We start from the raw sequence: 21,842 nt of genomic DNA, 5'->3' as shown, positions 1-21,842 counted from the left end.
TGTGCTCCGTGGATTACTCCGCGGCCGCCGCAACGATGTTGACGACCTTGCGGCCGCCCTTCTGGCCGAACTCGACCGCGCCCGCCTCGAGGGCGAACAGCGTGTCGTCGCCACCGCGGCCGACGTTGGCGCCCGGGTGGAAGTGCGTGCCGCGCTGACGGACGATGATCTCGCCGGCGAGGACCTTCTGGCCGCCGAAGCGCTTCACGCCCAGTCGCTGAGCGTTGGAGTCACGACCGTTACGGGTGGAGCTTGCGCCCTTTTTGTGTGCCATCTCTGCGTCTCTCCTGGGCTTACTTGATGCCGGTGACCTTGACGCGCGTGAGGTCCTGACGGTGCCCCTGGCGCTTCTTGTAACCGGTCTTGTTCTTGAACTTCTGGATCACGATCTTGGGGCCGCGCTCTTCGCCGAGCACCTCGGCGGTGACGGTCACCTTGGCGAGCTTGTCAGCGTCGACCGTGACTGCGTCACCGTCCACGAAGAGCACAGCGGGAAGCTCGAGCGTCTCGCCGACCTTCGCCTTCTGGCGGTCGAGGACGACGATCGTGCCGACCTCCACCTTCTCCTGCCGGCCACCGGCGCGCACAACTGCGTAAACCACTTCACACCTGTTTCTACTGGATGGAGCGCACGGCTCCGATTGTCTTAGCGAGACTCTGCCCTTGCGAGAAGAGGAAGTTCCGGTGCGGGAGCGACGGCCAGCCGGCTGCTGAGCCTGTCGGGCATCGCCATGTCCTGCGAAACGGGACGCACCAAAGGACTACTTTACCGGATGCCGGCACCAACGGCAAAAGCACGCCCGGAGCCGTGTCCGGACAGGCCGAATAGGATCGCATTCGTGGCGATCCTCATCGACGATCCGCGCTGGCCGGCGCACGGCAGGCTGTGGGCTCATCTGGTGAGCGATTCGGATCTCGCGGAGCTCCATGCCTTCGCTGCGGCGAACGGCATCCCCCGCCGAGGCTTCGACCGCGACCACTATGACGTCCCCGACGAGGCGCACGCGCGCCTGGTCGCGGCCGGCGCCGAGCACGTGAGCGGGCACGAGCTCGTGCGGCGGCTCATCGCGTCCGGCCTCCGGGTCACCGCACGCGAACGCCGCGCCGGCCGCTGACCCCGAGAGGCCTGCGGCGGCGCGGCGAGACGTGAGGGTCAGTCCTCCGACGGCGTGTGGGCGACCGGGGTGCCCGTGAGCGCAGCGGTGCTGACGCGGCGGCGCGAGCGTCCCTGACCGGGGGCCTTGGGCTCGGGCAGGGCGCTGAGGACCGAATCCAGGAGCATGTCCGTCTCGGTCTTCGGGGCCTTCGCCTTCGCCGCGGGCTCGCGCTTCTTGCGGGGCTTCTTGGGCCGCTCAGCCGGGGCCTCCGCCACGACAGCCGGCTCGTCGGCCATGACGGTCTCGTGCGCCTCGTCGTGATGGTGGATGGTGGATGCCGCGATCTGGGCGAGCGCGGACTTCACGCCCTCCGTGATCACGTGCGTGCCGTTCGAGCCGCCGTTGGTCTGCGGTGCCGCGTTGCCGCGGGTGCGCCGGCCGGACGGGGCGCCGCCCGAGCTCTGCGGCCCGCGGTGCTTCACCACGGGGTCGTGGTGCACGATCAGGCCACGGCCCGCGCACACCTCGCACTGCTCGCTGAAGGTCTCGAGCAGTCCGAGGCCGAGCTTCTTGCGGGTCATCTGCACGAGTCCGAGCGAGGTGACCTCGGCGACCTGGTGCTTCGTCCGGTCGCGGCTCAGGCACTCGACCAGACGGCGCAGCACCAGGTCGCGGTTGGACTCGAGCACCATGTCGATGAAGTCGACGACGATGATGCCGCCGATATCGCGCAGGCGCAGCTGCCGCACGATCTCCTCGGCGGCTTCGAGGTTGTTCTTGGTGACCGTCTCCTCGAGGTTTCCGCCCGAGCCGACGAACTTGCCGGTGTTGACGTCGACGACGGTCATGGCCTCGGTGCGGTCGATGACGAGCGAGCCGCCCGACGGCAGCCAGACCTTGCGGTCCAGGGCCTTCTCGATCTGCTCGGTGACCCGGAACTCGTCGAAGGGATCGCGGTCTCCGTCGTACGCGACGACGCGGTCCAGCAGGTCGGGAGCGACGCTCTCGACGTACTTGGTGATCGTCTGGTGCGCGTCCTCGCCCTGGATGAGCATCTTCGAGAAGTCCTCGTTGAAGACGTCGCGGACGATCTTCACCAGGAGGTCCGGCTCGCTGTGCAGCAGGGCGGGCGCCTGGATCGACTGGATCTGCTTGCTGATGTGCTCCCACTGCGTCGTCAGACGCTGCACGTCGCGCGTGAGCTGATCCTCGGTGGCGCCCTCGGCCGCCGTGCGAACGATCACGCCGGAGGACTCGGGGAGCACCTCCTTGAGGATCTTCTTCAGTCGCGCCCGCTCGGTGTCGGGGAGCTTGCGGGAGATGCCGTTCATGGCGCCGCCCGGCACGTACACGAGGTAGCGGCCCGGCAGCGAGATCTGGCTGGTGAGCCGGGCGCCCTTGTGCCCGACCGGGTCCTTGGTGACCTGCACGAGGACCTTGTCGCCGGACTTGAGGGCGAGCTCGATGCGGCGCGGCTGGTTGCCGGTCTCGACGGCATCCCAGTCGACCTCGCCCGAGTAGAGCACCGCGTTGCGGCCGCGCCCGATGTCGACGAAGGCCGCCTCCATGCTGGGCAGCACGTTCTGCACGCGACCGAGGTACACGTTGCCGATGAGCGACGAGTCCTGGCTGCGGGCGACGTAGTGCTCGACGAGCACGTTGTCTTCGAGGACGGCGATCTGGATGCGGCCGTTCTTGGACCGCACGATCATCATGCGGTCGACGGACTCGCGGCGCGCGAGGAACTCGGCCTCGGTGACCACGGCGCGGCGGCGGCCGGCCTCGCGACCGTCACGGCGGCGCTGCTTCTTGGCCTCGAGGCGAGTGGAGCCCTTGATGCGCTGCGGCTCGGTGATGAGCTCGACGGCACGCTGGCGCGGCGGCGCAGGCTCGGAGGGAGCGGATGCCTCGTCCCGGCCCTCTCCCCCGCGACGACGGTTGCGGCGGCGCGAGGTCGAGCTGGACTGCTCGGCCTCGGGCTCGGGCTCGTCGATCGCGGGAAGCGGGGCGACGGCCGGCGCGTAGAAGTGAAGCTGCGTGGAGACCTCGGAGACGAAGACCTCGGGCAGGAGACCGAGTGCGACGGCCGTGAGCGGCGTCTCCTCGGCCTCGGCCTCGGGCTCCGGCTCGGTTACCGCGGGCTCGGTGGCCTCGGGCTCGACTGCGGACTCTGCGGCGACCTCGGGCTCTTCAGGAGCCTCGGGCGCTGCAGGAGCCTCGGCGGGCGACTCCGCCGCCTCTTCGGGGCGCTCGTCGGCGACCGCGCGCGTCTCATCGTGGACGTCCTCGCCGATCGCCTCGACGGACTCGCGGACCGCGTCGACCTCGGCGTCGGCGAGCGTCGCCTCTGCCTGGTCGACCTGGTCCGCGCTTTCGGCGGGCGCTGCGTCTGGCGCTAGCGCGGCATCCGAGTCAGCGTTGAGGTTGAGTTCTGAATCTGTTCCATCGGCCATCACTGGCTTACTCCCTGCGGGTCGGCACCGCGCGCCACCCGGCGTAATCTCGTGCGGTGCCGCACCTGCGGTGCCGCGAAACTCACTCGGTCTGCAGCGGGTTCCCGGCTCATGCGGCGGGAGCTCGCGCTGCCAAGGGCATTCGTCGCCCTGAAGTCTTCTGGTGATGTGCGTCGCGGCGCGGCCGCTGCCCATCGACCACCATTATCGCACTTTCCCCCGTCGATTGCTCATCGGCGCCGCGCCGGGAGTTTCCCGGGCGGGTCGCACGGGGCCGCCGCCCAGTCGCCGATGCCATAATCCGACGCATGGCCCAGGCGCAGACGCACACCCGCCCCACCGCCCTGGCGGTCTGGCTGATCGTCGCAGGAGCCGTCGGGTGGTGGGCGGCGTTCCAGCTCACCGTGGAGAAGTTCCACCTTCTCGCCGACCCCGATGCGATCGCGTCGTGCGACTTCAGCGTGCTGGTCCAGTGCACCGCGAACCTCGACTCCTGGCAGGGCAGCGTCTTCGGCTTCCCCAACCCGATCCTCGGCCTCACCGGCTGGGTCGCGCCCGTCGTCGTCGGTGCGGCGATCCTCGCCGGCGCGCGGTTCGCACGCTGGTTCTGGCTCGCATTCGACGCGGGCCTGCTCTTCGCGTTCCTCTTCGTCGCGTGGCTGATCGTGCAGAGCATCTACGTGCTGGGAACGCTCTGCCCGTGGTGCATGGTGACCTGGATCGTCACCATCCCCACCTTCTACGCCGTCACGCTGCACATCCTCCGCAGCGGCATCCTGCCGGCGCCCGCACAAGTCCGGCGGACGGCCGACACGCTGATGGGCTGGGTGCCCCTGCTGGCCGTGCTGAGCTACGCGCTCATCGCCGTCCTGGCGCAGGCACGCCTGAACGTGCTCGGCAGCCTGTTCTGACCGCTGCGGTCAGGCGAACCAGATCGCGAGTTCGCGCGCGGCGGACTCGGGGCTGTCGGAGCCGTGGACGAGGTTCTGCTGCACCTTGAGGCCCCAGTCGCGGCCGAAGTCGCCGCGGATGGTCCCGGGGGCGGCCGTGGTCGGGTCGGTCGTGCCGGCCAGCGAGCGGAAGCCCTCGATGACGCGGTTGCCCGCGAGGCGGATGGCGACCGAGGGGCCGGACATCATGAACTCGAGGAGCGGCTCGTAGAACGGCTTGCCCTCGTGCTCGGCGTAGTGCCGCTCGAGCGTGCCGCGGTCGGGCTCGACGAGGCGGATGTCGACGAGCGAGTAGCCCTTCGCCTCGATGCGGGCGAGGATCGCGCCGGTCAGGCCGCGCGCCACGCCGTCGGGCTTGACCAGGATGAGGGTCTCTTCGGTGGACATGTCAGTCTCCGTTCGCCGTTGAGGCTTCGTCAGGGGTGTTCGCCGCGAGCTGGGCATTGCGCCGGTCGAGCTGGGCTCCCTTGATCGTCGCATACCCGTACATGCCGCCGAAAATGAGCGCGACGAGCGCGAAGGCCGGCACGAAGATCGCGCCCAGCGCCACGACGACCTGCAGCGCCCAGCCGAGGGCGATGCCCCAGGGGTACCGCACGAACCGGCCGGTCAGGATCATGAGGACGGCCACCACCGAGCCGGCGACGATCCCCCACCACGGCTCGATGGGCTCGGGAAGGGCCTTCAGGCCGTAGATCACGAGACCGCCGAGGAACGCGATGATCGACTCGAACGCGAGCACGATCGAGGCGAGCGACTCGGCGGCGCCGCGGGCACGCCGCGGCTGCGGAGCCGGTGCTGCGGTGCCGGTCACGCGTCCCACCCGCTCTTCCAGTCCTCGGCCTCGGCCAGCGCGAGCGCCTGGCCCGCCAGGACGACCGAGCCGGCGACGACCACGGCACGGCTTTCGGATGCCGCGGCCCACGCCCGTGCCGCCTCGGCGGCCTGAGCGAGATCGTCGTGCACCGTGACCTGCAGGCCGTTCGCCTCCGCGAGGTCGGCGATGCGGTCGGCCTCCTCGGCGCGATCGGATGCCGGTGCGGTCGCGAACACGTGCGTCGCGACCGGTGCGAGCGCCGCGACGATGCCCGCGGCGTCCTTGTCGGCGAAGACCCCGAACACCACGCCCCATTCGTCGAAGGTGAACGACTCCTGGAGCGCGGCGACCAGCGCCTTGGCGCCGTGCGGGTTGTGTGCCGCGTCGACGAGCACGGTGGGTGCGATGCCGACCAGCTGGAGGCGCCCGGGCGCCGTGGCCTGGGCGAGGCCCTCGGTCAGGATGTCGCCCGCGATGGGCTGGGATGCTCCCCCGATCAGTGCCTCGACGGCGGCGATCGCGAGAGCGGCATTGAAGCCCTGGTGACCGCCGTAGAGCGGCAGGTACTCGTCGTCGTACGTGCCGGCGAGTCCGCGCACCGCGATCTGCTGGCCACCGACGGCCAGTCGCTGCTCGGAGAGACCGAAGTCCTGCCCCTCGAACGCGATCGTGGCGCTCTGCGCGCGGGCGGCGTCGCGGAGGGCGGCCTCGGCCGCGGCATCCTGTCGTGCCGACACCACCGCCGCGCCGTCCTTGATGATCCCCGCCTTCACGGTGGCGATCTCGGCGATGGTCTCACCCAGCCGATCGGCGTGATCGATGTCGATGGGCGTGAAGACCGCCACGTCGCCGTCGGCGGTGTTCGTGGAGTCCCACGAGCCGCCCATGCCCACCTCGAGCACGAGGACGTCGATGGGGGCATCGGCGAACGCGACGAACGCGAGGACCGTCAGCAGCTCGAAGAACGTGAGCGGTGCGTCGCCGGCCGCGGTCAGCTCGGCGTCGACCAGGCCGACGAACGGCTCGATCTCGTCCCACGCGTCGGCGATCGCGGCGTCGTCGATCGGCTCGCCGTCGACCATGATCCGCTCGGTGAACCGCTTCAGGTGCGGGCTCGTGAACAGGCCGGTCCGCAGCCCGTGTGCGCGGACCAGGCTCTCGATCATGCGGCTGGTCGAGGTCTTGCCGTTCGTGCCGGTCACGTGGACCACGCGGTAGGTCTTCTGCGGATCGTCGAGCAGTTCCAGTACCCGGCGGGTGCGCTCCACGCGCGGCTGCACCCAGCGCTCGCCCTGGCGCTCCAGCAGCGCCGCGTACACGGCGTCGGCGCGGGCCTCATCCCTGGCGGTCATGCGGATGCCCCGATCTTCGTCACGGAGACGGTGAACGCACCGCGGTTCGCGAACGTTCCCGCCGCGAAGTCCGCCGAGTGGTCGGCGCCGTCGCCGCCCGGTGCGCCGACCGCGAGAGCGTGCTCGACGGCCAGGGTCTCGCCGGCGATGTCCGCGGCGTCGAACGCGGCGGACACGGCCTCGCCGTCCTCGGCATCCGCGAACGAGAGCCCGAGCCGGATGCGGTCGCTGACATCGAAGCCGGCAGCCTTGCGGGTGTCCTGCACGGCGCGGATGACATCGCGCGCCAGACCCTCGGCCTCGAGCTCCGGAGTGGTCGCGGTGTCGAGCAGCACGAAGCCGCCGCCTGACAGGAGGGCGATGGCCGTTCCCTCTGCCACGCCGCCGGCCTCGAGGGTGAGCTCGTACTCGCCCTCCTGCAGGGCGACGCCGTCGACCACGATCGCGCCGTCGACCTCTTCCCAGAGGCCGGCGCGGGCACCGGCGATGACGTGCTGCACCTGCTTGCCGAGGCGCGGACCCGCGGCGCGGGCGTTGACCGACAGGCGCTTGCTGATGCCGTAGCGCTCGGCGACGTCGGCGTCGAGCTCGACCAGCTCGACCGTCTTGACGTTGAGCTCATCGCGCAGGATCCCGTCGAACTGGCCGAGGGACGCGGCATCCGTCGTGACGACCGTCAGCTTCGCGAGCGGCAGGCGCACGCGCTTGCCCTCCTTCTTGCGCAGCGCGTTGGCGACGCTCGAGACGTGGCGGACGGCGTCCATCGCCGAGCGGATGTCGTCGGCGGCGGGGAAGGCCGAGGCGTCGGGCCAGTCCTGCAGGTGCACGCTGCGTCCGCCGGTGAGGCCCTGCCACACGCGCTCCGATACGAGCGGGATGAGCGGGGCGGCGACGCGGGTCAGCGTCTCGAGCACGGTGTACAGCGTGTCGAAGGCCTGCTTCGTGCTCTCGTCGCCCGGGACCACGCCGACCCAGAACCGGTCGCGCGAGCGCCGGATGTACCAGTTCGTGAGCGCCTCGGCGAAGTCGCGCAGCTTGGCGGCCGCCATCGTCGAGTCGAGCCCCTCGAGGTCGGCCGCGACATCGCGCACGAGGTCACCCGTGAGCGCGAGGATGTAGCGGTCCAGGACGTCCGTGGAGTCGGTGCGCCAGGATGCCTCGTACCCCGCCTCGGGATCGGCGGCGTTCGCGGCGCCGGCGGCATTGGCGTAGGTCGCGAAGAAGTACCACGTGCTCCACAGCGGCAGCATGAACTCCCGGACCCCGGCGCGGATCCCCTCCTCGGTCACGACGAGGTTGCCACCGCGCAGCACCGAGCTCGCCATGAGGAACCAGCGCATGGCGTCGGAGCCGTCGCGGTCGAAGACCTCGCTGACGTCGGGGTAGTTGCGCAGCGACTTCGACATCTTCTGCCCGTCGCTGCCCAGCACGATGCCGTGGCAGGAGACGCCCGTGAACGCGGGACGATCGAACAGCGCGGTCGAGAGCACGTGCATGACGTAGAACCAGCCGCGGGTCTGCCCGATGTACTCGACGATGAAGTCCGCGGGCGAGTGCGCGTCGAACCAGTCGTGGTTCTCGAACGGGTAGTGCACCTGGGCGTACGGCATCGATGCGGAGTCGAACCACACGTCGAGGACGTCCTCGATGCGGCGCATGGTGCTGCGCCCCGTCGGGTCATCCGGGTTCGGGCGCGTCAGGTCGTCGATGTACGGCCGGTGCAGATCGACCTCGCCCTCGGTGTTGCGGGGCAGGCGACCGAAGTCGCGCTCGATCTGCTCGAGCGAGCCGTACACGTCCACGCGCGGGTACTCGGGGTCATCGCTCTTCCACACCGGGATCGGCGTGCCCCAGTAGCGGTTGCGGCTGATCGACCAGTCGCGCGCGCCCTCGAGCCACTTGCCGAACTGGCCGTGCTGCACGTTCTCGGGCACCCAGGTGATCTGCTCGTTGCCCGCGAGGAGCCGGTCCTTGATGTCGGTGACCCGGACGAACCAGCTCGAGACTGCCTTGTAGATCAGGGGGTTCCGGCACCGCCAGCAGTGCGGGTACGAGTGCTCGTAGCTCGCGAGGCGCAGCAGGCGCCCCTGCTGGCGCAGCAGCCGGACGAGCGGTGTGTTGGCGTCCATCCACAGCTCGCCGGCGACGTCGGTCACCTGCGGCAGGAAGCGCCCGCCGTCGTCCAGGCTCATGATGAGCGGGATGCCGGCGGCCTCGGTCACCCGCTGGTCGTCCTCGCCGTAGGCCGGGGCCTGGTGGACGATCCCGGTGCCGTCGCCCGTGGTGACGTAGTCGTCGACGAGGATGCGCCAGGCGCGGCCTGTGCCCCAGGTCTCGGCATCCGCGTAGTAGTCGAACAGGCGGTCGTACGACACGTCCTGCAGCTCCGAGCCGACGACCGTGTGGACGACGGCCTCGCGCGCGGCCTCGGCCGACTCGTAGCCGAGATCCTTGGCGTAGCCGGCGAGCAGCTCCTCGGCCAGCAGGTAGCGGTGCGCGAAGGCCTCGGCGGGATCGTCCGCCCGGCCGTCGGGCGTGTGGTGCACGTCGGCGGCGCCGGCCGGCCCGCCGGGCACGACGACGTAGCGGATGTCCGGTCCCACGGCGAGCGCGAGGTTGGTCGGGAGGGTCCAGGGCGTCGTCGTCCAGGCCAGGGCGCGCACGCCCGTGAGGCCGAGCGACTCGGCCTTGGCACCGACGAGCGGGAAGGTCACCGTGACCGACGGGTCCTGGCGCATCTTGTAGACGTCGTCGTCCATGCGCAGCTCGTGGCTGGACAGCGGCGTCTCGTCGCGCCAGCAGTACGGCAGCACGCGGTGGCCCTCGTAGGCGAGGCCCTTCTCGTGAAGCGTCTGGAACGCCCAGAGCACGGATTCCATGTAGGAGGTGTCGAGGGTCTTGTACCCGCGCTCGAAGTCGACCCAGCGGGCCTGGCGCGTGACGTAGTCCTCCCACTCACGGGTATAGGCCAGCACCGACTCGCGCGCCTTGGCATTGAAGGCCGCGACCCCCATCTCCTCGATCTGGGTCTTCTCGGTGATGCCGAGCTGCTTCATCGCCTCGAGCTCGGCGGGCAGGCCGTGGGTGTCCCAGCCGAAGACGCGGTCCACGCGCTTGCCGCGCATGGTCTGGAAGCGCGGGAAGAGGTCCTTCGCGTACCCGGTGAGCAGATGCCCGTAGTGCGGAAGCCCGTTCGCGAACGGGGGTCCGTCGTAGAAGACCCACTCGTCGGCGCCGTCGCGCTGCGCGATCGACGCGCGGAAGGTGTCGTCGTCCTTCCAGAACGCGAGCGTGTCGCGCTCGATGTCGGGGAAGCGCGGGCTGGGCACGACGGAATCGGCGGCGGGTCCGAACGAGGACTTGGGGTAGGTCATGTCACTCCAGCAGGTTGCGATGCTTCCTGCGAGGACGACTCCACCGAGCCGCGGTACCACCCCGCTTGCCGTTCTCCCGGGGTGGGGAGATGGCCTCTCTTCAGCGGCTGTGACGGGCCTGACCCGCTCGGTTCTACTGAGGACCGGGGTCCTGTTCTTCCGAGAGCTCCCCGGTGATGGCCGGATCGGTGCTGGTGAGCCCAGTCTACCGTGGCGGCGCAAGGGGAATGCGGACGGGGGTGCCGCGGTTTGATGGACTCATGCCAGGATTGACGCCCGTGACCACCACTGATTTCACCCCCGACGCCACCTCGAGCCCCACCCGCCGCGTCGCGTGGGCTTCGATGGTCGGCACCTCGCTCGAATCCTTCGACTTCTACCTCTTCGCCTACTTCTCGGCGTTCTTCGTCGGCCCGCTCTTCTTCGAGCCGCTGGGCGAGGTCGGCGCCACCGCCGCAGCCTTCCTGACGATCGCCCTCGCGTTCGTGATCCGCCCGATCGGCGCGATCCTGTTCGGCTACATGGGCGACCGCCTGGGCCGCCGCGCCACCCTGCTGTGGACGATCGGCATCATGGGCGTGGCCACAGGGCTCATCGGCGTGCTCCCGACCTATGCGCAGGCCGGCTGGTTCGGCGCCGTGTTCCTGATCATCCTGCGCATCGCGCAGGGCCTCTCGCTCGGCGGCGAGTGGGGCGGCTCGATCCTCATCGCTACGGAGCACTCCGGCCGGGTCAAGCGCGCGTTCTACGCCGCGATCCCCCAGCTCGGCTCCCCCGTCGGCTCGATCCTCTCGGCTGTCGTCTTCATCGTCCTGACCCTGTCGCTGCCGACCGAGCAGATGGTCGAGTGGGGCTGGCGCATTCCGTTCCTGCTCGCGTTCCCGCTGCTGCTCGTCTCGCTCTACCTGCGCTGGTCGATCACCGAGACCCCCGTGTTCCGCGGCGTGGTGACCGAGGGACGTCGCGATCGGCTGCCGTTCGTGACCATGTTCGCGCAGCGCCCGGCGGCCATGGCGATCGCGATCGGCGCGGCCCTCCTCGGCATCGGGTCCTACTCGCTGATGAACACCTACACGATCAACTACGGCGTGACCGAGCTCGGCTTCACGTTCGACGCTCTGCTGATCGCCACCACGATCGGCGGCCTGGTCCAGCTCGTCACGATCCCGCTGTTCGGCGCCCTCGCCAACCGGATCGGCTCCGCCCGGGTCGTGCTGTGGGGCGCCATCGGCACGCTGCTGATCGCGTTCCCGATGTACTGGCTGCTGCAGTTCGCGACCTTCCCGATCCTCGTCGGCACCATGATCGTCGGCGGCATCCTGCCGACGATGGCGTGGGCGGCGCTGGGCGGCCTCATGAACGATCTGTTCCCCGACCACTTCCGCTACTCGGCGCTGTCGTTCGCGTACGCGCTCGCGGCGACCATCAGCGGGTTCGTGCCGTACCTGACGTTCGAGCTGGGCGTCGCGACCGGCAACGCGTGGTGGCACCCCGGCGTCGTGCTGGCGATCCTGTCGGCGGTCACCCTGGTGTCGGCCTGGGCGGCTTCGCGCCGGCCGATCGAGCCGGAGTTCACGGGAGCCGCCGAGCGCGAAGAGCAGGTCGCCCCCGCCTGATCGGTACGGTCGTTCCATGGCCCGACGCTCCGATGTGCATCCGCAGCCGCCGCGTATCGGAGCGCCCGACCTCCCGCCGCGCCTGGATCAGTCGCCGGGCCTCACAGCCCGAGGCGATCACTTCCAGCTGCGCATCACGGACCTCGATGCGGTGACGGATGCCGCGCACGCCGCACTCACCGAGTGCACGGTGGCCGCGGCATCCGTCGACCGCCTCGATCTCACCGGCGCGACGCTCGTCGATGTCTCGATCGAGGAGCTGCGCGCGACGACCGTCGTCGCCCGTGACGCGCGCCTGCGGCGCGTGCGGATCACGGGAGGCCGCATCGGCACTCTCGACCTCGCGACGGCCGGGATCGACGAGGTGGAGCTGCGCGGAGTCCGCATCGACTACCTCTCGCTCGGCGGCGCCAAGGTCGAGGACCTGCTGGTCGCCGACTGCACCATCGTCACCCTCGACATGCCGCAGGCCACGCTCACGCGGGTCCGGTTCGAGAACACCCGCGCGGACGAGGTCGACACGGGTGGCATGCGCGCCGACAGCGTCGATCTGCGCGGACTCGACGCCGCGTCCTACCTGAACGTCGGCGCGCTGCGCGGCGCGACGCTGAGCCCGTGGCAGGTGGAGCAGCTGGCCCGCGCGCTCGCGGCATCCCACGGCATCGACGTCCAGGACTGAGCCGGGCGCTCTACTCCGCCACTTCGCAGGAGATCGCCACTTCGCAAGCGGCGTCCGGCGAAAACGTCTTGCGAACTGGCGATCTCTTGCGAAGTGGCGGTCGCCGCGGTCATCCGGCGAGGTGGAGCCCCTGAGCCACGGCCCGCATGATCGTGTCCTGCACGATGTGCCAGCGGTCGACGACCTGCCGGTAGTCGACCCGGATGACGTGATACCCGAGCAGCATCAGCTGCGCATCGTGCTCGATGTCGGCCGCCCGCTGCGCACCGACATGGTGCCCGCCGTCGATCTGCAGCACGAGTCGCTCGCCGATCAGGAAGTCCACGCGGTGCCCGGCGATCCACGCCTGCGGGACGATCGGAAGTCGCATCCACCTCAGCCGGGGAACCACGAACGACTCGAGGCCGGAGTCCGACCACGGCGACGCGACACCGAGAATCCGCCGCGCCTGGGCTCCGAGGGGCAGTCGCTCCAGTGACGCACGCGCGACCATTCCGCCGCGGAGCGCCGACTCCCACACCGCGAGCGCCATCTCGAACGGCTGGCACGAAGCCACGAGAGCAAGGACGTTCTCGATCGGGTCGACGACGACATCCGGATGCCGCGGCACGACCGGCTCCGCCCAGTGCACCGTCGCATTCCCGGCTCGCACCCTGCGAGCCCCGACGACCGCCGCGTGCGGGCGATCGACCCGCAGCACCCAGAGCCCGAGGCGCTTGGCCTGGCTCACGCAGCTGACGACGACCCCGGCTCTCACCGCCCAGACGAGTTCGTGATCCGCCTCGGGAAGCGCGACCCAGTCTCGCCGGACGTGGATCAGCTGACCGGACTCCACGGCTCTGCGAACGGTGTAGCGGCTGTGACCGGCGTCGATCAGGGTGCGGGCGCGCGCGACGCCGCCGCCGCGGCGAACGGCTGCCAGCATGCCGATCAGCGCCGGCGACTGTTTCGCGATGTTCGACACGCAGACAGCCTCGGTCCTCGGCATCCGAAGCGGTCTCCGCGTCGAGTGGTCGGTGGATAAGCGCGGGCGCACCTCTCCGCGGGGAGGAGCCGGCGCCACTTCGCAGGAGATCGCCACTTCGCAAGCGGCATCCGGCGCAAACGACTTGCAAAGTGGCGATCCCTGGCGAACGCGCGAAGCTCCGGGTTCGGCCCGCCTGACGGTGCGCGGGTAGAATCGAGCATCCACACTCAGGCACGCTCACACAGTGCCGCACATATCGATCTAGGAGACCCCGTGGCCGACGCGCAGATTCCCGACAAGCCCGCCCTCGAAGGTCTCGAGAGCAAGTGGGATGCCGCGTGGACCGAGCAGGGCACGTACCTGTTCGACCGCGTCCGCGCCGCCGAGGTCGGCCGCGCCGGCATCTTCTCGATCGACACTCCCCCTCCGACGGCCTCGGGCAGCCTGCACATCGGGCACGTCTTCAGCTACACGCACACCGACGTCAAGGTGCGCTTCGAGCGCATGCGCGGCAAGACGGTCTTCTACCCCATGGGCTGGGACGACAACGGCCTGCCCACCGAGCGCCGCGTCCAGAACTACTACGGCGTGCGCTGCGACCCGACGCTCCCCTACGACGCCGACTTCACGCCCCCGTACGAGGGCGGCGACAACAAGAGCAGCCGCGCGGCGGACCAGGTGCCGGTCAGCCGTCGCAACTTCATCGAGCTGTGCGAGAAGCTCACCGTCGAGGACGAGAAGCACTTCGAGGCGCTGTGGCGCGCGCTGGGCCTGAGCGTCGACTGGACCCAGACCTACCGCACGATCTCGGACGACACGATGCGCACCAGCCAGCTGGCGTTCCTGCGCAACCTCGAGCGCGGTGAGGCCTATCAGGCGATGGCCCCCACGCTCTGGGACATCGACTTCCGCTCGGCCATCGCGCAGGCCGAGCTCGAGGACCGCGACCAGCCGGCCGCGTACCACCGCGTCGCCTTCCACAAGAGCGACGGCTCCGGCGACGTCCACATCGAGACGACGCGCCCCGAGCTCCTTCCGGCCTGCGTCGCTCTCGTGGCGCACCCGGACGACGAGCGCTACCAGCCGCTGTTCGGCACGACGGTGCGCACCCCGCTGTTCGACGTCGAGGTGCCGGTGCTCGCCCACCCGCTCGCCCAGCAGGACAAGGGCTCGGGCATCGCCATGATCTGCACGTTCGGCGACGTCACCGACATCATCTGGTGGCGCGAGCTCGACCTGCCCAACCGCACGATCCTCGGGCAGGACGGCCGTGTCATGGACGAGGCGCCGGACGTGATCGTGACGGATGCCGCGAAGGCGGCGTTCGCGGAGCTCGCAGGCAAGACGGTGTTCAGCGCCAAGAAGCGCGTCGTCGAGTTGCTCCAGGAGTCCGGCGAGATGGAGGGCGACCCCAAGCCCTTCACGCACGCGGTCAAGTTCTTCGAGAAGGGCGACCGCCCGCTCGAGATCGTGTCGACCCGCCAGTGGTACCTCCGCAACGGCGCCCGCGACGAGGCGCTGCGCGACAAGCTCCTCGCGCTCGGCCGCGAGGTGTCGTGGCACCCCGACTTCATGCGCGTGCGCTACGAGAACTGGACGAACGGCCTCACCGGCGACTGGCTCGTCTCGCGCCAGCGGTTCTTCGGCGTGCCGATCCCGGTCTGGTACGCGCTGGACGAGAACGGGACCCGCGACTACTCGCGTGTGCTCACGCCCGACCTCGCCGCGCTGCCCGTCGACCCCACGACCGACGTACCCGCGGGCTACACCGAGGACCAGCGCGGCGTGCCCGGTGGCTTCGACGGCGAGAAGGACATCTTCGACACGTGGGCGACCTCGTCGCTCACGCCGCAGCTCGCCGGCGGCTGGGAGCGCGACCCCGAGCTGTGGAACCTCGTCGCCCCGTTCGACGTGCGCCCTCAGGGCCAGGACATCATCCGCACCTGGCTGTTCTCGACGATGCTGCGCAGCGCCCTGGAAGACGGGCGCGCACCGTGGTCGGATGCCGCGATCTCCGGCTTCATCGTGGACCCCGATCGCAAGAAGATGTCCAAGTCCAAGGGCAACGTCGTCACTCCCGCCGACATCCTCGCTCAGCACGGCTCGGACGCCGTCCGCTACTGGGCCGCGTCGAGCCGCCTCGGCACGGACGCCGCCTTCGACCCGCAGAACCCGACGCAGATCAAGATCGGCCGCCGCCTGGCCATCAAGGTGCTCAACGCGGCGAAGTTCGTGCTGTCCTTCCCCGTGCCCGAGGGCGCTCAGGTCACGCATGCGCTCGACGCCTCGATGCTGGCCACGCTCGACGCCGTCGTGCGCGACGCCACGAAGGCGCTCGAGTCCTTCGACCACGCGCGCGCGCTCGAAGTGACCGAGTCGTTCTTCTGGACGTTCTGCGACGACTACCTCGAACTCGTCAAGGAGCGCGCGTACAACCAGACCGATGTGGGGCAGGCATCCGCCGCGCTCGCGCTGCGCACCGCGCTGTCGGCGCTGCTGCGCCTGTTCGCGCCGGTGGTCTCGTTCGCGGCCGAGGAGTCCTGGTCATGGTTCAACGACGGCTCGGTGCACACCGCGCCGTGGCCGGAGCCGCTCGGCATCGAGGGCGACCCCCACGTGCTCTCGGCGGCCAGCGCCGCACTCATCGGCATCCGTCGGGCCAAGACCGAGGCCAAGGCTTCGCAGAAGACCGTGGTCACCTCGATGACGCTTCGGGCCGACGACCAGACGATCGAGCGCCTTCGCCTCGCGGAAGGCGATCTGCAGGCCGTCGGCCGCATCGAGCGCCTCGAGCTGCTCGGCGGCGGCGAGGACCTCGTCATCGACAGCGTCGAACTCGCTCCCCAGGAGGCCTGACATGCAGCTCGGTACCCGCTGGACCTCCGGTGACGAACCGCCCAAAGCCGTTCCGGACGCGCTGCGCCTCGGCATCCGCGCCGTCGACGAGACGATCCCGGCGGATCAGCTCGGGCAGCCCCGCCCGCGCTGGACGCTGACCTGGCTCGAGGGCAAGCCGATCGCCGAGCTCGACACCGGTGTGATCGTCTCGCTCGACGCCGAGGGCAAGGCTGTGGCCCGCAACGATCCGGAGGACGGGTTCGGCTGAGGCGCCGAGCTCACTCCGCCTCGACGCGTGCCTCGGCGCCCGCTCGGCGCGTGCCCACGATGAGCAGGTGCGCGCCGATCCCCGTCACGACGACGATGAAGATGCCGGCCGCCAGGAACGGCAGCCGCAGGTCGGCTCGGGCGACCCAGCCGCCCAGCAGCGTGGCGATCGGGAACAGTCCCCACGTCAGCATCCGGATGATCCCCAGGACGCGGCCGAACAGCTCCGCCGGGACGATCTGCTGGCGCAGCGCGCCCCACGGGACGTTCCACACCGAGATCGAGCACGCGGCCAGGGCGTAGGCGGCGCTGGCGGTGTAGACGTTCGGAGCCAGACCGGTGAGGAAGAGGCCGACGGCCGCGCCGACGTTGGCGGCGAGCATCACCGAACCCCGTCCGAAGCGCTCGACCAGGCGTGAGGCGAACAGGGAGCCGAGCAGGGCGCCGATGCCGATGCCGGCCGTCACGAAGCCGATCGCGGCCGGGGTGACCCCCTGCACGTCGAGGAAGTAGAGGATCGTCGCGGCCTGCGCGAACGAGAGCGCGCTGCCGATCAGCGACGTGAAGAGCACCATGGCCCGCAGGTAGTGGTTGCCCCACAGGTAGCTGATCGCGACGCGGGCGGAGACGCTCGAGGTGGACTGCTCAGCCGGCACCGGTTCGGCGACCGGAGTGCCCGCGGCGACGGACGGCGCATCCGCATCGACCACGCGCTCGCGGTCGCGGAGCGGTCGGGCCGCCGAGATCGGAAGGAGCAGTGCCAGCACGATAGGGACCAGGTAGCCCGCGGAACCGACCCAGAGCGGCAGTGCCAGCGACACCGCGAAGAGCACGCCCGCGATGGGCTGGGCGACGAACATGTCGATCGTGATGTGCGCGGCCTGCATGCGGCCGTTGGCTCGATCGAGCTGCGGCCGCGTCACCACGCCCGGGATCACGGCGTTCGTCGCATTGTCGAACAGGGTCTCGCCGAGGCCGAAGATCAGGGTGCCGACGAGAAGAGCCCACAGCTCGAGCGAACCCGTGACGGTCAGGATGGCCAGCCAGAGAGCGACCGCGCCGCGAAGGGCGTTCGCGATCGCCATGATGTACCGGCGGTCGAAACGGTCGACGATCATGCCGGCGGGCAGGCCGAAGATCAGCCAGGGCAGGAAGGCCAGTGCGCCGATCATCGAGATCGCAAGCGGGTCACGGGTGAGTGTCGTCGCGATCAGCGGGACGGCCGTCCGGCCCAGTCCGTCCGCGAGGTTGCTGAACGCCGCCGCGGTCCACAGCTTGCCGAAGTCGCGCCCCAGAGGGGTGCGCTTCGGACGGCCGGAACGTCCGGTCTTCGTGGCGGCCTCCACGGTGGTCATCGGGGCAGGATTCCGATCGCACCCCGTGCCTGCGCGTCGGTCCGCGCCTGGACGGCGGCGACCTGGGCGCGAATGTGGGGAACGGCCGTCGCACGGCGCTCGAGGCGAGTGGCGACGAAGCGGTCGAGGTGCGCTGAAGCGCTGAGGAGCGTGCGCTCGAAGGGCGTGACGACGCTGATCGAGTGAGAGGCGGTGATGGCGGTCATGACTTTTCTCCCAGGTCGGGCAGCGGGAACACGTCGGCCCGGATGGTGACGGGTCGCACGTTCTCGCCGGTTTGGTGTCGATATGCATCCACGGCCTCGTCGATCAGGGCAATGATCTTGGCCGCGAGATCCTTGCTCTGCGCGGGGGTGAGCCGCGCCGTGGCAGTGGAGATGAGGGTTCCGTCCTCCCAGGCCTCGTCTTCGCCGCGGATGCCGCGGTTGACGAAGTCGAGAAGCTGCTCGTTGCGGCCGCGCAGGAACTCGTTCATGACGACCTGCGTCGCCGCGCGGCCGGCGGGCGTCGACATGGCATCGGGGTTGGCGAACGAGATGCCCCCGATGGGCCGTTCCCACCAGCGCTCGCGTCCGACGCCGCGATCGGCGGCCTCGCGGATGAGGTCGTGCTTCGCCAGCGCCCGCAGGTGGTAGCTGGTCGAGCCGCTGGACTCCCCCAGCAGCTCGGCGAGCGAGCTGGCCGTCTGCGGGCCGTACTGGCTGAGGATGTCGTAGATCTTCACTCGCAGCGGGTGCGCGAGGGCACGTAGCGCCCCGGAGTCGAGGACCCGGTCCTTCGCGTGGCGTTCGTCCATCGCGGAGGCGGGAACCTGTTCTTCGGGGTTCTCGTTCGTTGTCATGCCTTCACGATAGCGATGCAAAGACTTCTTTGCAAGCACTTCTTTGCAACGAGCCTTTTGCAAAGAGATGGCGGCATCGACCCGGCGCGTGACTAGGCTGACTCCATGCCGAACGACAATCCCCTGCTCGACTCCGCACGCCTGGCCTACGGCCTCCCCGACTACACGCTGATTCGCCCCGAGCACTACCTGCCGGCGTTCGCACACGCCTTCGCCGAGCACAGCACGGAGATCTCGAACATCACGCGCGTGCGATCGGCACCGACCTTCGAGAACACGCTGGTCCCGCTCGAGACCAGCGGGAAACTGCTCGGCGACGTCGCCCGCACCTTCTACACCGTCTCGTCGGCTGACGCGACGCCCGAGATCCAGGCGATCGACGAAGAACTCGCTCCGCTCATGTCGGCGCACCAGGACTCCATCCAGCTCGATGCGTTCCTGTACGCGCGCATCCGCTCGATCCACGAGCAGCTCGACGTCCTCGACCTCACGCCCGAGCAGCGGTATCTCGTCGAGCGCCACTTCCGTGAGATGTCCCACGCCGGCGCCGGGCTCGACGATGCGTCGAAGGCGAAGCTGACAGCCATCAACCAGCGGCTGTCCACGCTCACCACGACGTTCGAGAAGAACCTGCTGGGCGACACGAACGATCTCGCCGTCGTGTTCGACTCGATCGACGAGCTCGACGGCCTGACAGTGGGCGAGCTGTCGGCAGCGGCGCAGGCCGCCGCCGATCGAGGCCTCGAAGGCCGTTGGGTCGTCACGCTCACGCTGTTCACGGGGCATCCGTATCTCTCATCCCTCACCGACCGCTCCAGCCGGCAGCGGATCCTCGAGGCCTCCCGGGCACGAGGCTCGCGCGGCAACGAGTTCGACAACCGCGACGTGCTGCGCGAGATCGTCGCGCTGCGCGCCGAGCGCGCGGCGATCCTCGGTTACGACAGCCACGCCGCGTACATCACCTCGGATGAGACGGCCGGATCCCCTGAGGCCGTGCACGACCTGCTGCGCCGCCTGGCCGTCCCGGCAGCCCGCAATGCGCAGCGCGAGCAGGACGCCCTGCAGGCCATCATCGACCAGTCCCCTCGGCCGTTCGCGCTCGAGGCGCACGACTGGGCGTTCTACACCGAGAAGGTGCGCGCCGCCGAGTACGACCTCGACCGCGGCGCGCTCCGGCCGTGGTTCGAGGCGGAGCGCGTGCTGCACGACGGCGTCTTCCGGGCTGCGACGGAGCTCTACGGCCTCTCGTTCACGGAGCGCCCGGACATCCCCGCGTACCACCCCGATGCACGCGTGTTCGAGGTGCACAACGAGGACGGCAGCGAGCTCGGCCTGTTCATCCTCGATCTGTACACGCGCGACACCAAGCGCGGCGGCGCGTGGATGAACTCGATCGTGCTGCAGTCCGAGCTCCGCGGCACGCGACCCGTCGTGGTCAACAACCTCAACGTCCCGAAGCCCGCTCCGGGCAGCCCCACGCTCCTGACGCTGGACGAGGTGACCACGCTCTTCCACGAGTTCGGTCACGCGCTGCACGGACTGTTCGCGACCGTGACGTATCCCCACTTCGCCGGCACCAACGTCTTCCGCGACTTCGTGGAGTTCCCCAGCCAGGTCAACGAGATGTGGATCTACTGGCCCGAGATCCTCGCCGCGTATGCGCGCCACGTCGACACCGACGAACCGCTCCCCGCCGACGTCGTCGAGAAGCTCCACGCCTCCGAGGCCTTCAACCAGGGCTTCGCGACCAGTGAGTACCTCGCCGCCTCCTGGCTGGACCAGGCGTGGCATTCGCTCACGCAGGCCCAGGCAGCGGACGTCGGGGATGTCGCCGAGTTCGAGGCATCCGCTCTGGCGGGCATCGGCCTCGGCAACCCGGCGGTGCCGACGCGGTACTCGTCGACGTACTTCGCGCACGTGTTCTCGGGCGGCTACAGCGCCGGCTACTACTCGTACATCTGGAGCGAGGTGCTCGACGCCGACACCGTCGAGTGGTTCCGCGAGAACGGCGGCCTCACACGCGCGAACGGCGACCGATTCCGCGATCGTCTACTCGGCGTCGGCGGCTCGAAGGATCCACTCGAGGCCTATCGCGACTTCCGCGGGCGGGATGCCGACATCCGTCCCCTGCTCGAGCGCCGGGGCCTTCTCGACTGAGCGTTGGACTAGGCAGAGCCTCGTGCCATCGCGGCGGCGACGAGGGCGGCGGCGGCCGACCGCGAAGGGACCCCGAGCTTCGTGCGCGCGTTCGCGACATGCCGATGCACTGTGTGCGGGCTCAGGAACAGCAGCTCGCCGATCTGTGAGTCCGTCAGCCCCTCGGCCACGAGGCGCAGGACCTCGGTCTCGCGCGCCGTGAGACCGAGGTCCGCAGCGTCGATCGGACGCGGCGTCTGCGCCCGCACCGTCGCCGCCGTCTCGACGCCCAGGAAGTCGAGGATCCGCTCGAGCACGGCATCCGAGTCCCCGTACCAGGGAAAGTGATCGACACCGTCGAGCTCTTCGAACCGCGCCCCGGAGATGTGGGCGGCGAGGTCTCGCCCGAGCGCGAACCGGATCGCGCGGTCACCTCGGCGGTGAAGGACCAGGGTCTCGGCCTCGACCCGATCGCAGAAGTCCGAGGCGTCCAGCTCGTAGACCGCGGCCAGCGCCGCCGCGGCGTCGTCCGCCGACGCCGCGCGCCGCTGGCCGCGCGCGAACTCCTGCCGTTGCGCGGCAGTCGCATCCGGCAGGAAGATCTCGGTGAGCACGCGTGAGCTGATCCCCCAGTTGGCGCGGACGAGCTCGACCATCGCCTCGCGATCGGTCGGCGAAGCAATGTCGACCCCCCGCCGGTACCCGCCGTACAGCACGAGTCGATCCACGAGCTCCGGTCGTCGCGCCGCCAGCGCCACTGCCACCGAGCAGCCCGACGAGCCGGCGACGAGCGCGACGGGATCGGACGTCGCGTGGCCGATCACCGCGGCCAGTGCGTCAGTGTGCAGCGCGAGGCTGTGCGGCACTGACCCCCGCCGCCGCGACAGACCGACGCCGGGCGGGTCGTACCGGATGACGGTGCGATGGGCGGCGAGACGGCCGACGAACTCGCGGAACGCCCGGGATTCCCAATCGTATGCCAGGTGGCTCGACCACCAGCCGCCGAGGACCAGGGGCGGCCCGGAACCGACCGCGGACCAGGCCACGTCGAGCTCGCCCACGCGAGCATGACGGACGACCTGGTCCTCCGGGATCACGTT

The 21,842-nt window shown here is 69.9% G+C and carries 19 protein-coding genes; 7 read left to right on the top strand and 12 right to left on the bottom strand.

The features are described from left to right. Positions 1 to 13 precede the first annotated feature (13 nt). Both rpmA and rplU read right to left on the bottom strand, forming a co-directional pair. Complete coding sequence (gene rpmA, locus ASD56_RS08710) at positions 14 to 274, bottom strand: 50S ribosomal protein L27 (RefSeq protein ID WP_055964349.1); 261 nt, start codon at positions 272 to 274, stop codon at positions 14 to 16. A 19-nt stretch (positions 275 to 293) separates the two neighbouring features. Further along, positions 294 to 602 (bottom strand): 50S ribosomal protein L21, encoded by a 309-nt coding sequence (gene rplU, locus ASD56_RS08705; RefSeq protein WP_055964346.1) that lies wholly within the window; start codon positions 600 to 602, stop codon positions 294 to 296. Positions 603 to 839: 237 nt separating this feature from the next. Between rplU and ASD56_RS08700 the strand changes: the two genes are divergently transcribed. Next, on the top strand, positions 840 to 1,115 hold the full coding sequence (locus ASD56_RS08700; RefSeq protein WP_055964345.1) for a DUF4031 domain-containing protein: 276 nt from the start codon (positions 840 to 842) through the stop codon (positions 1,113 to 1,115). A 38-nt stretch (positions 1,116 to 1,153) separates the two neighbouring features. On the opposite strand, the gene ASD56_RS08695 is transcribed toward ASD56_RS08700, so the two are convergent. After that, a complete protein-coding gene (locus ASD56_RS08695) occupies positions 1,154 to 3,550 on the bottom strand; it encodes an Rne/Rng family ribonuclease (RefSeq protein ID WP_055964342.1) in 2,397 nt (798 codons plus the stop codon). A 308-nt stretch (positions 3,551 to 3,858) separates the two neighbouring features. Here ASD56_RS08695 and ASD56_RS08690 point away from each other — a divergent pair, with 308 nt between their 5' ends. Continuing rightward, on the top strand, positions 3,859 to 4,461 hold the full coding sequence (locus ASD56_RS08690) for a vitamin K epoxide reductase family protein (RefSeq protein WP_055964339.1): 603 nt from the start codon (positions 3,859 to 3,861) through the stop codon (positions 4,459 to 4,461). A 9-nt stretch (positions 4,462 to 4,470) separates the two neighbouring features. On the opposite strand, the gene ndk is transcribed toward ASD56_RS08690, so the two are convergent. The 4 genes from ndk to ileS are packed head-to-tail and all read right to left on the bottom strand — an operon-like array spanning position 4,471 to position 10,043. Continuing rightward, positions 4,471 to 4,887 carry a nucleoside-diphosphate kinase gene (ndk, locus tag ASD56_RS08685; protein WP_055964334.1) on the bottom strand — a complete coding sequence of 139 codons (417 nt, stop codon included), beginning with the start codon at positions 4,885 to 4,887 and terminating at the stop codon, positions 4,471 to 4,473. Position 4,888: 1 nt separating this feature from the next. After that, positions 4,889 to 5,314, bottom strand: a complete 426-nt coding sequence (locus tag ASD56_RS08680; RefSeq protein ID WP_327043466.1) for a DUF4233 domain-containing protein — start codon at positions 5,312 to 5,314, stop codon at positions 4,889 to 4,891. Continuing rightward, on the bottom strand, positions 5,311 to 6,669 hold the full coding sequence (locus ASD56_RS08675) for a bifunctional folylpolyglutamate synthase/dihydrofolate synthase (RefSeq protein ID WP_055964327.1): 1,359 nt from the start codon (positions 6,667 to 6,669) through the stop codon (positions 5,311 to 5,313). Before ASD56_RS08675 ends, ASD56_RS08680 begins: the two co-directional genes overlap by 4 nt. Continuing rightward, a complete protein-coding gene (ileS, locus tag ASD56_RS08670; protein WP_055964324.1) occupies positions 6,666 to 10,043 on the bottom strand; it encodes an isoleucine--tRNA ligase in 3,378 nt (1,125 codons plus the stop codon). The genes ASD56_RS08675 and ileS overlap by 4 nt, the downstream gene beginning before the upstream one ends. Before the next feature lie 278 nt (positions 10,044 to 10,321). On the opposite strand from ileS, the gene ASD56_RS08665 reads away from it, so the two are divergent. After that, positions 10,322 to 11,659, top strand: coding sequence for an MFS transporter (locus tag ASD56_RS08665; RefSeq protein ID WP_235565622.1), 1,338 nt, complete (start codon positions 10,322 to 10,324; stop codon positions 11,657 to 11,659). 16 nt (positions 11,660 to 11,675) lie between these two features. After that, the gene (locus ASD56_RS08660; protein ID WP_055964321.1) at positions 11,676 to 12,338 is read left to right on the top strand and encodes a hypothetical protein; all 663 of its coding nucleotides are present in this window, start codon (positions 11,676 to 11,678) and stop codon (positions 12,336 to 12,338) included. Between the two features lie 109 nt (positions 12,339 to 12,447). Here ASD56_RS08660 and ASD56_RS08655 read toward each other — a convergent pair whose 3' ends face one another. After that, positions 12,448 to 13,302, bottom strand: coding sequence for a DUF559 domain-containing protein (locus ASD56_RS08655; protein ID WP_235565620.1), 855 nt, complete (start codon positions 13,300 to 13,302; stop codon positions 12,448 to 12,450). A gap of 276 nt (positions 13,303 to 13,578) precedes the next feature. Between ASD56_RS08655 and valS the strand changes: the two genes are divergently transcribed. Then, positions 13,579 to 16,161: a valine--tRNA ligase gene (valS, locus tag ASD56_RS08650; protein WP_055964317.1), complete on the top strand. Its 2,583-nt coding sequence runs from the start codon at positions 13,579 to 13,581 to the stop codon at positions 16,159 to 16,161. Between the two features lies 1 nt (position 16,162). Further along, positions 16,163 to 16,411, top strand: coding sequence for a hypothetical protein (locus ASD56_RS08645; RefSeq protein WP_055964312.1), 249 nt, complete (start codon positions 16,163 to 16,165; stop codon positions 16,409 to 16,411). A gap of 10 nt (positions 16,412 to 16,421) precedes the next feature. On the opposite strand, the gene ASD56_RS08640 is transcribed toward ASD56_RS08645, so the two are convergent. From ASD56_RS08640 to ASD56_RS08630, 3 genes are read right to left on the bottom strand one after another with little or no spacing between them, the layout of a single operon-like run. Continuing rightward, complete coding sequence (locus ASD56_RS08640; RefSeq protein ID WP_082541389.1) at positions 16,422 to 17,765, bottom strand: MFS transporter; 1,344 nt, start codon at positions 17,763 to 17,765, stop codon at positions 16,422 to 16,424. After that, the gene (locus ASD56_RS08635) at positions 17,762 to 17,971 is read right to left on the bottom strand and encodes a hypothetical protein (protein WP_055964309.1); all 210 of its coding nucleotides are present in this window, start codon (positions 17,969 to 17,971) and stop codon (positions 17,762 to 17,764) included. Before ASD56_RS08635 ends, ASD56_RS08640 begins: the two co-directional genes overlap by 4 nt. After that, positions 17,968 to 18,606: an ArsR/SmtB family transcription factor gene (locus tag ASD56_RS08630; protein ID WP_327043464.1), complete on the bottom strand. Its 639-nt coding sequence runs from the start codon at positions 18,604 to 18,606 to the stop codon at positions 17,968 to 17,970. The genes ASD56_RS08635 and ASD56_RS08630 overlap by 4 nt, the downstream gene beginning before the upstream one ends. A gap of 105 nt (positions 18,607 to 18,711) precedes the next feature. Between ASD56_RS08630 and ASD56_RS08625 the strand changes: the two genes are divergently transcribed. Next, positions 18,712 to 20,763 carry a M3 family metallopeptidase gene (locus ASD56_RS08625; RefSeq protein WP_055964306.1) on the top strand — a complete coding sequence of 684 codons (2,052 nt, stop codon included), beginning with the start codon at positions 18,712 to 18,714 and terminating at the stop codon, positions 20,761 to 20,763. Positions 20,764 to 20,771: 8 nt separating this feature from the next. Here the strand turns inward: ASD56_RS08625 and ASD56_RS08620 are convergent, their stop codons facing one another. Beyond that, a complete protein-coding gene (locus ASD56_RS08620) occupies positions 20,772 to 21,839 on the bottom strand; it encodes an alpha/beta fold hydrolase (RefSeq protein ID WP_055964303.1) in 1,068 nt (355 codons plus the stop codon). Between the last annotated feature and the right edge of the window lie 3 nt (positions 21,840 to 21,842).

It is taken from the genome of Microbacterium sp. Root166 (assembly GCF_001427145.1).
GTDB lineage: Bacteria > Actinomycetota > Actinomycetes > Actinomycetales > Microbacteriaceae > Microbacterium.
Note: the sequence above shows the minus strand (reverse complement) of the source record. Positions and strands in the feature narration are given on the sequence as shown.

What these genes read in the sequence shown, in the direction of transcription:
- rpmA (WP_055964349.1), bottom strand. Translation starts at nt 274, where the DNA reads ATGGCACACAAAAAGGGCGCAAGCTCCACCCGTAACGGTCGTGACTCC.
- ASD56_RS08695 (WP_055964342.1), bottom strand. Translation starts at nt 3,550, where the DNA reads ATGGCCGATGGAACAGATTCAGAACTCAACCTCAACGCTGACTCGGAT.
- ASD56_RS08690 (WP_055964339.1), top strand. Translation starts at nt 3,859, where the DNA reads ATGGCCCAGGCGCAGACGCACACCCGCCCCACCGCCCTGGCGGTCTGG.
- ndk (WP_055964334.1), bottom strand. Translation starts at nt 4,887, where the DNA reads ATGTCCACCGAAGAGACCCTCATCCTGGTCAAGCCCGACGGCGTGGCG.
- ASD56_RS08675 (WP_055964327.1), bottom strand. Translation starts at nt 6,669, where the DNA reads ATGACCGCCAGGGATGAGGCCCGCGCCGACGCCGTGTACGCGGCGCTG.
- ileS (WP_055964324.1), bottom strand. Translation starts at nt 10,043, where the DNA reads ATGACCTACCCCAAGTCCTCGTTCGGACCCGCCGCCGATTCCGTCGTG.
- ASD56_RS08660 (WP_055964321.1), top strand. Translation starts at nt 11,676, where the DNA reads ATGGCCCGACGCTCCGATGTGCATCCGCAGCCGCCGCGTATCGGAGCG.
- ASD56_RS08645 (WP_055964312.1), top strand. Translation starts at nt 16,163, where the DNA reads ATGCAGCTCGGTACCCGCTGGACCTCCGGTGACGAACCGCCCAAAGCC.
- ASD56_RS08640 (WP_082541389.1), bottom strand. Translation starts at nt 17,765, where the DNA reads ATGACCACCGTGGAGGCCGCCACGAAGACCGGACGTTCCGGCCGTCCG.
- ASD56_RS08635 (WP_055964309.1), bottom strand. Translation starts at nt 17,971, where the DNA reads ATGACCGCCATCACCGCCTCTCACTCGATCAGCGTCGTCACGCCCTTC.
- ASD56_RS08630 (WP_327043464.1), bottom strand. Translation starts at nt 18,606, where the DNA reads ATGACAACGAACGAGAACCCCGAAGAACAGGTTCCCGCCTCCGCGATG.
- ASD56_RS08625 (WP_055964306.1), top strand. Translation starts at nt 18,712, where the DNA reads ATGCCGAACGACAATCCCCTGCTCGACTCCGCACGCCTGGCCTACGGC.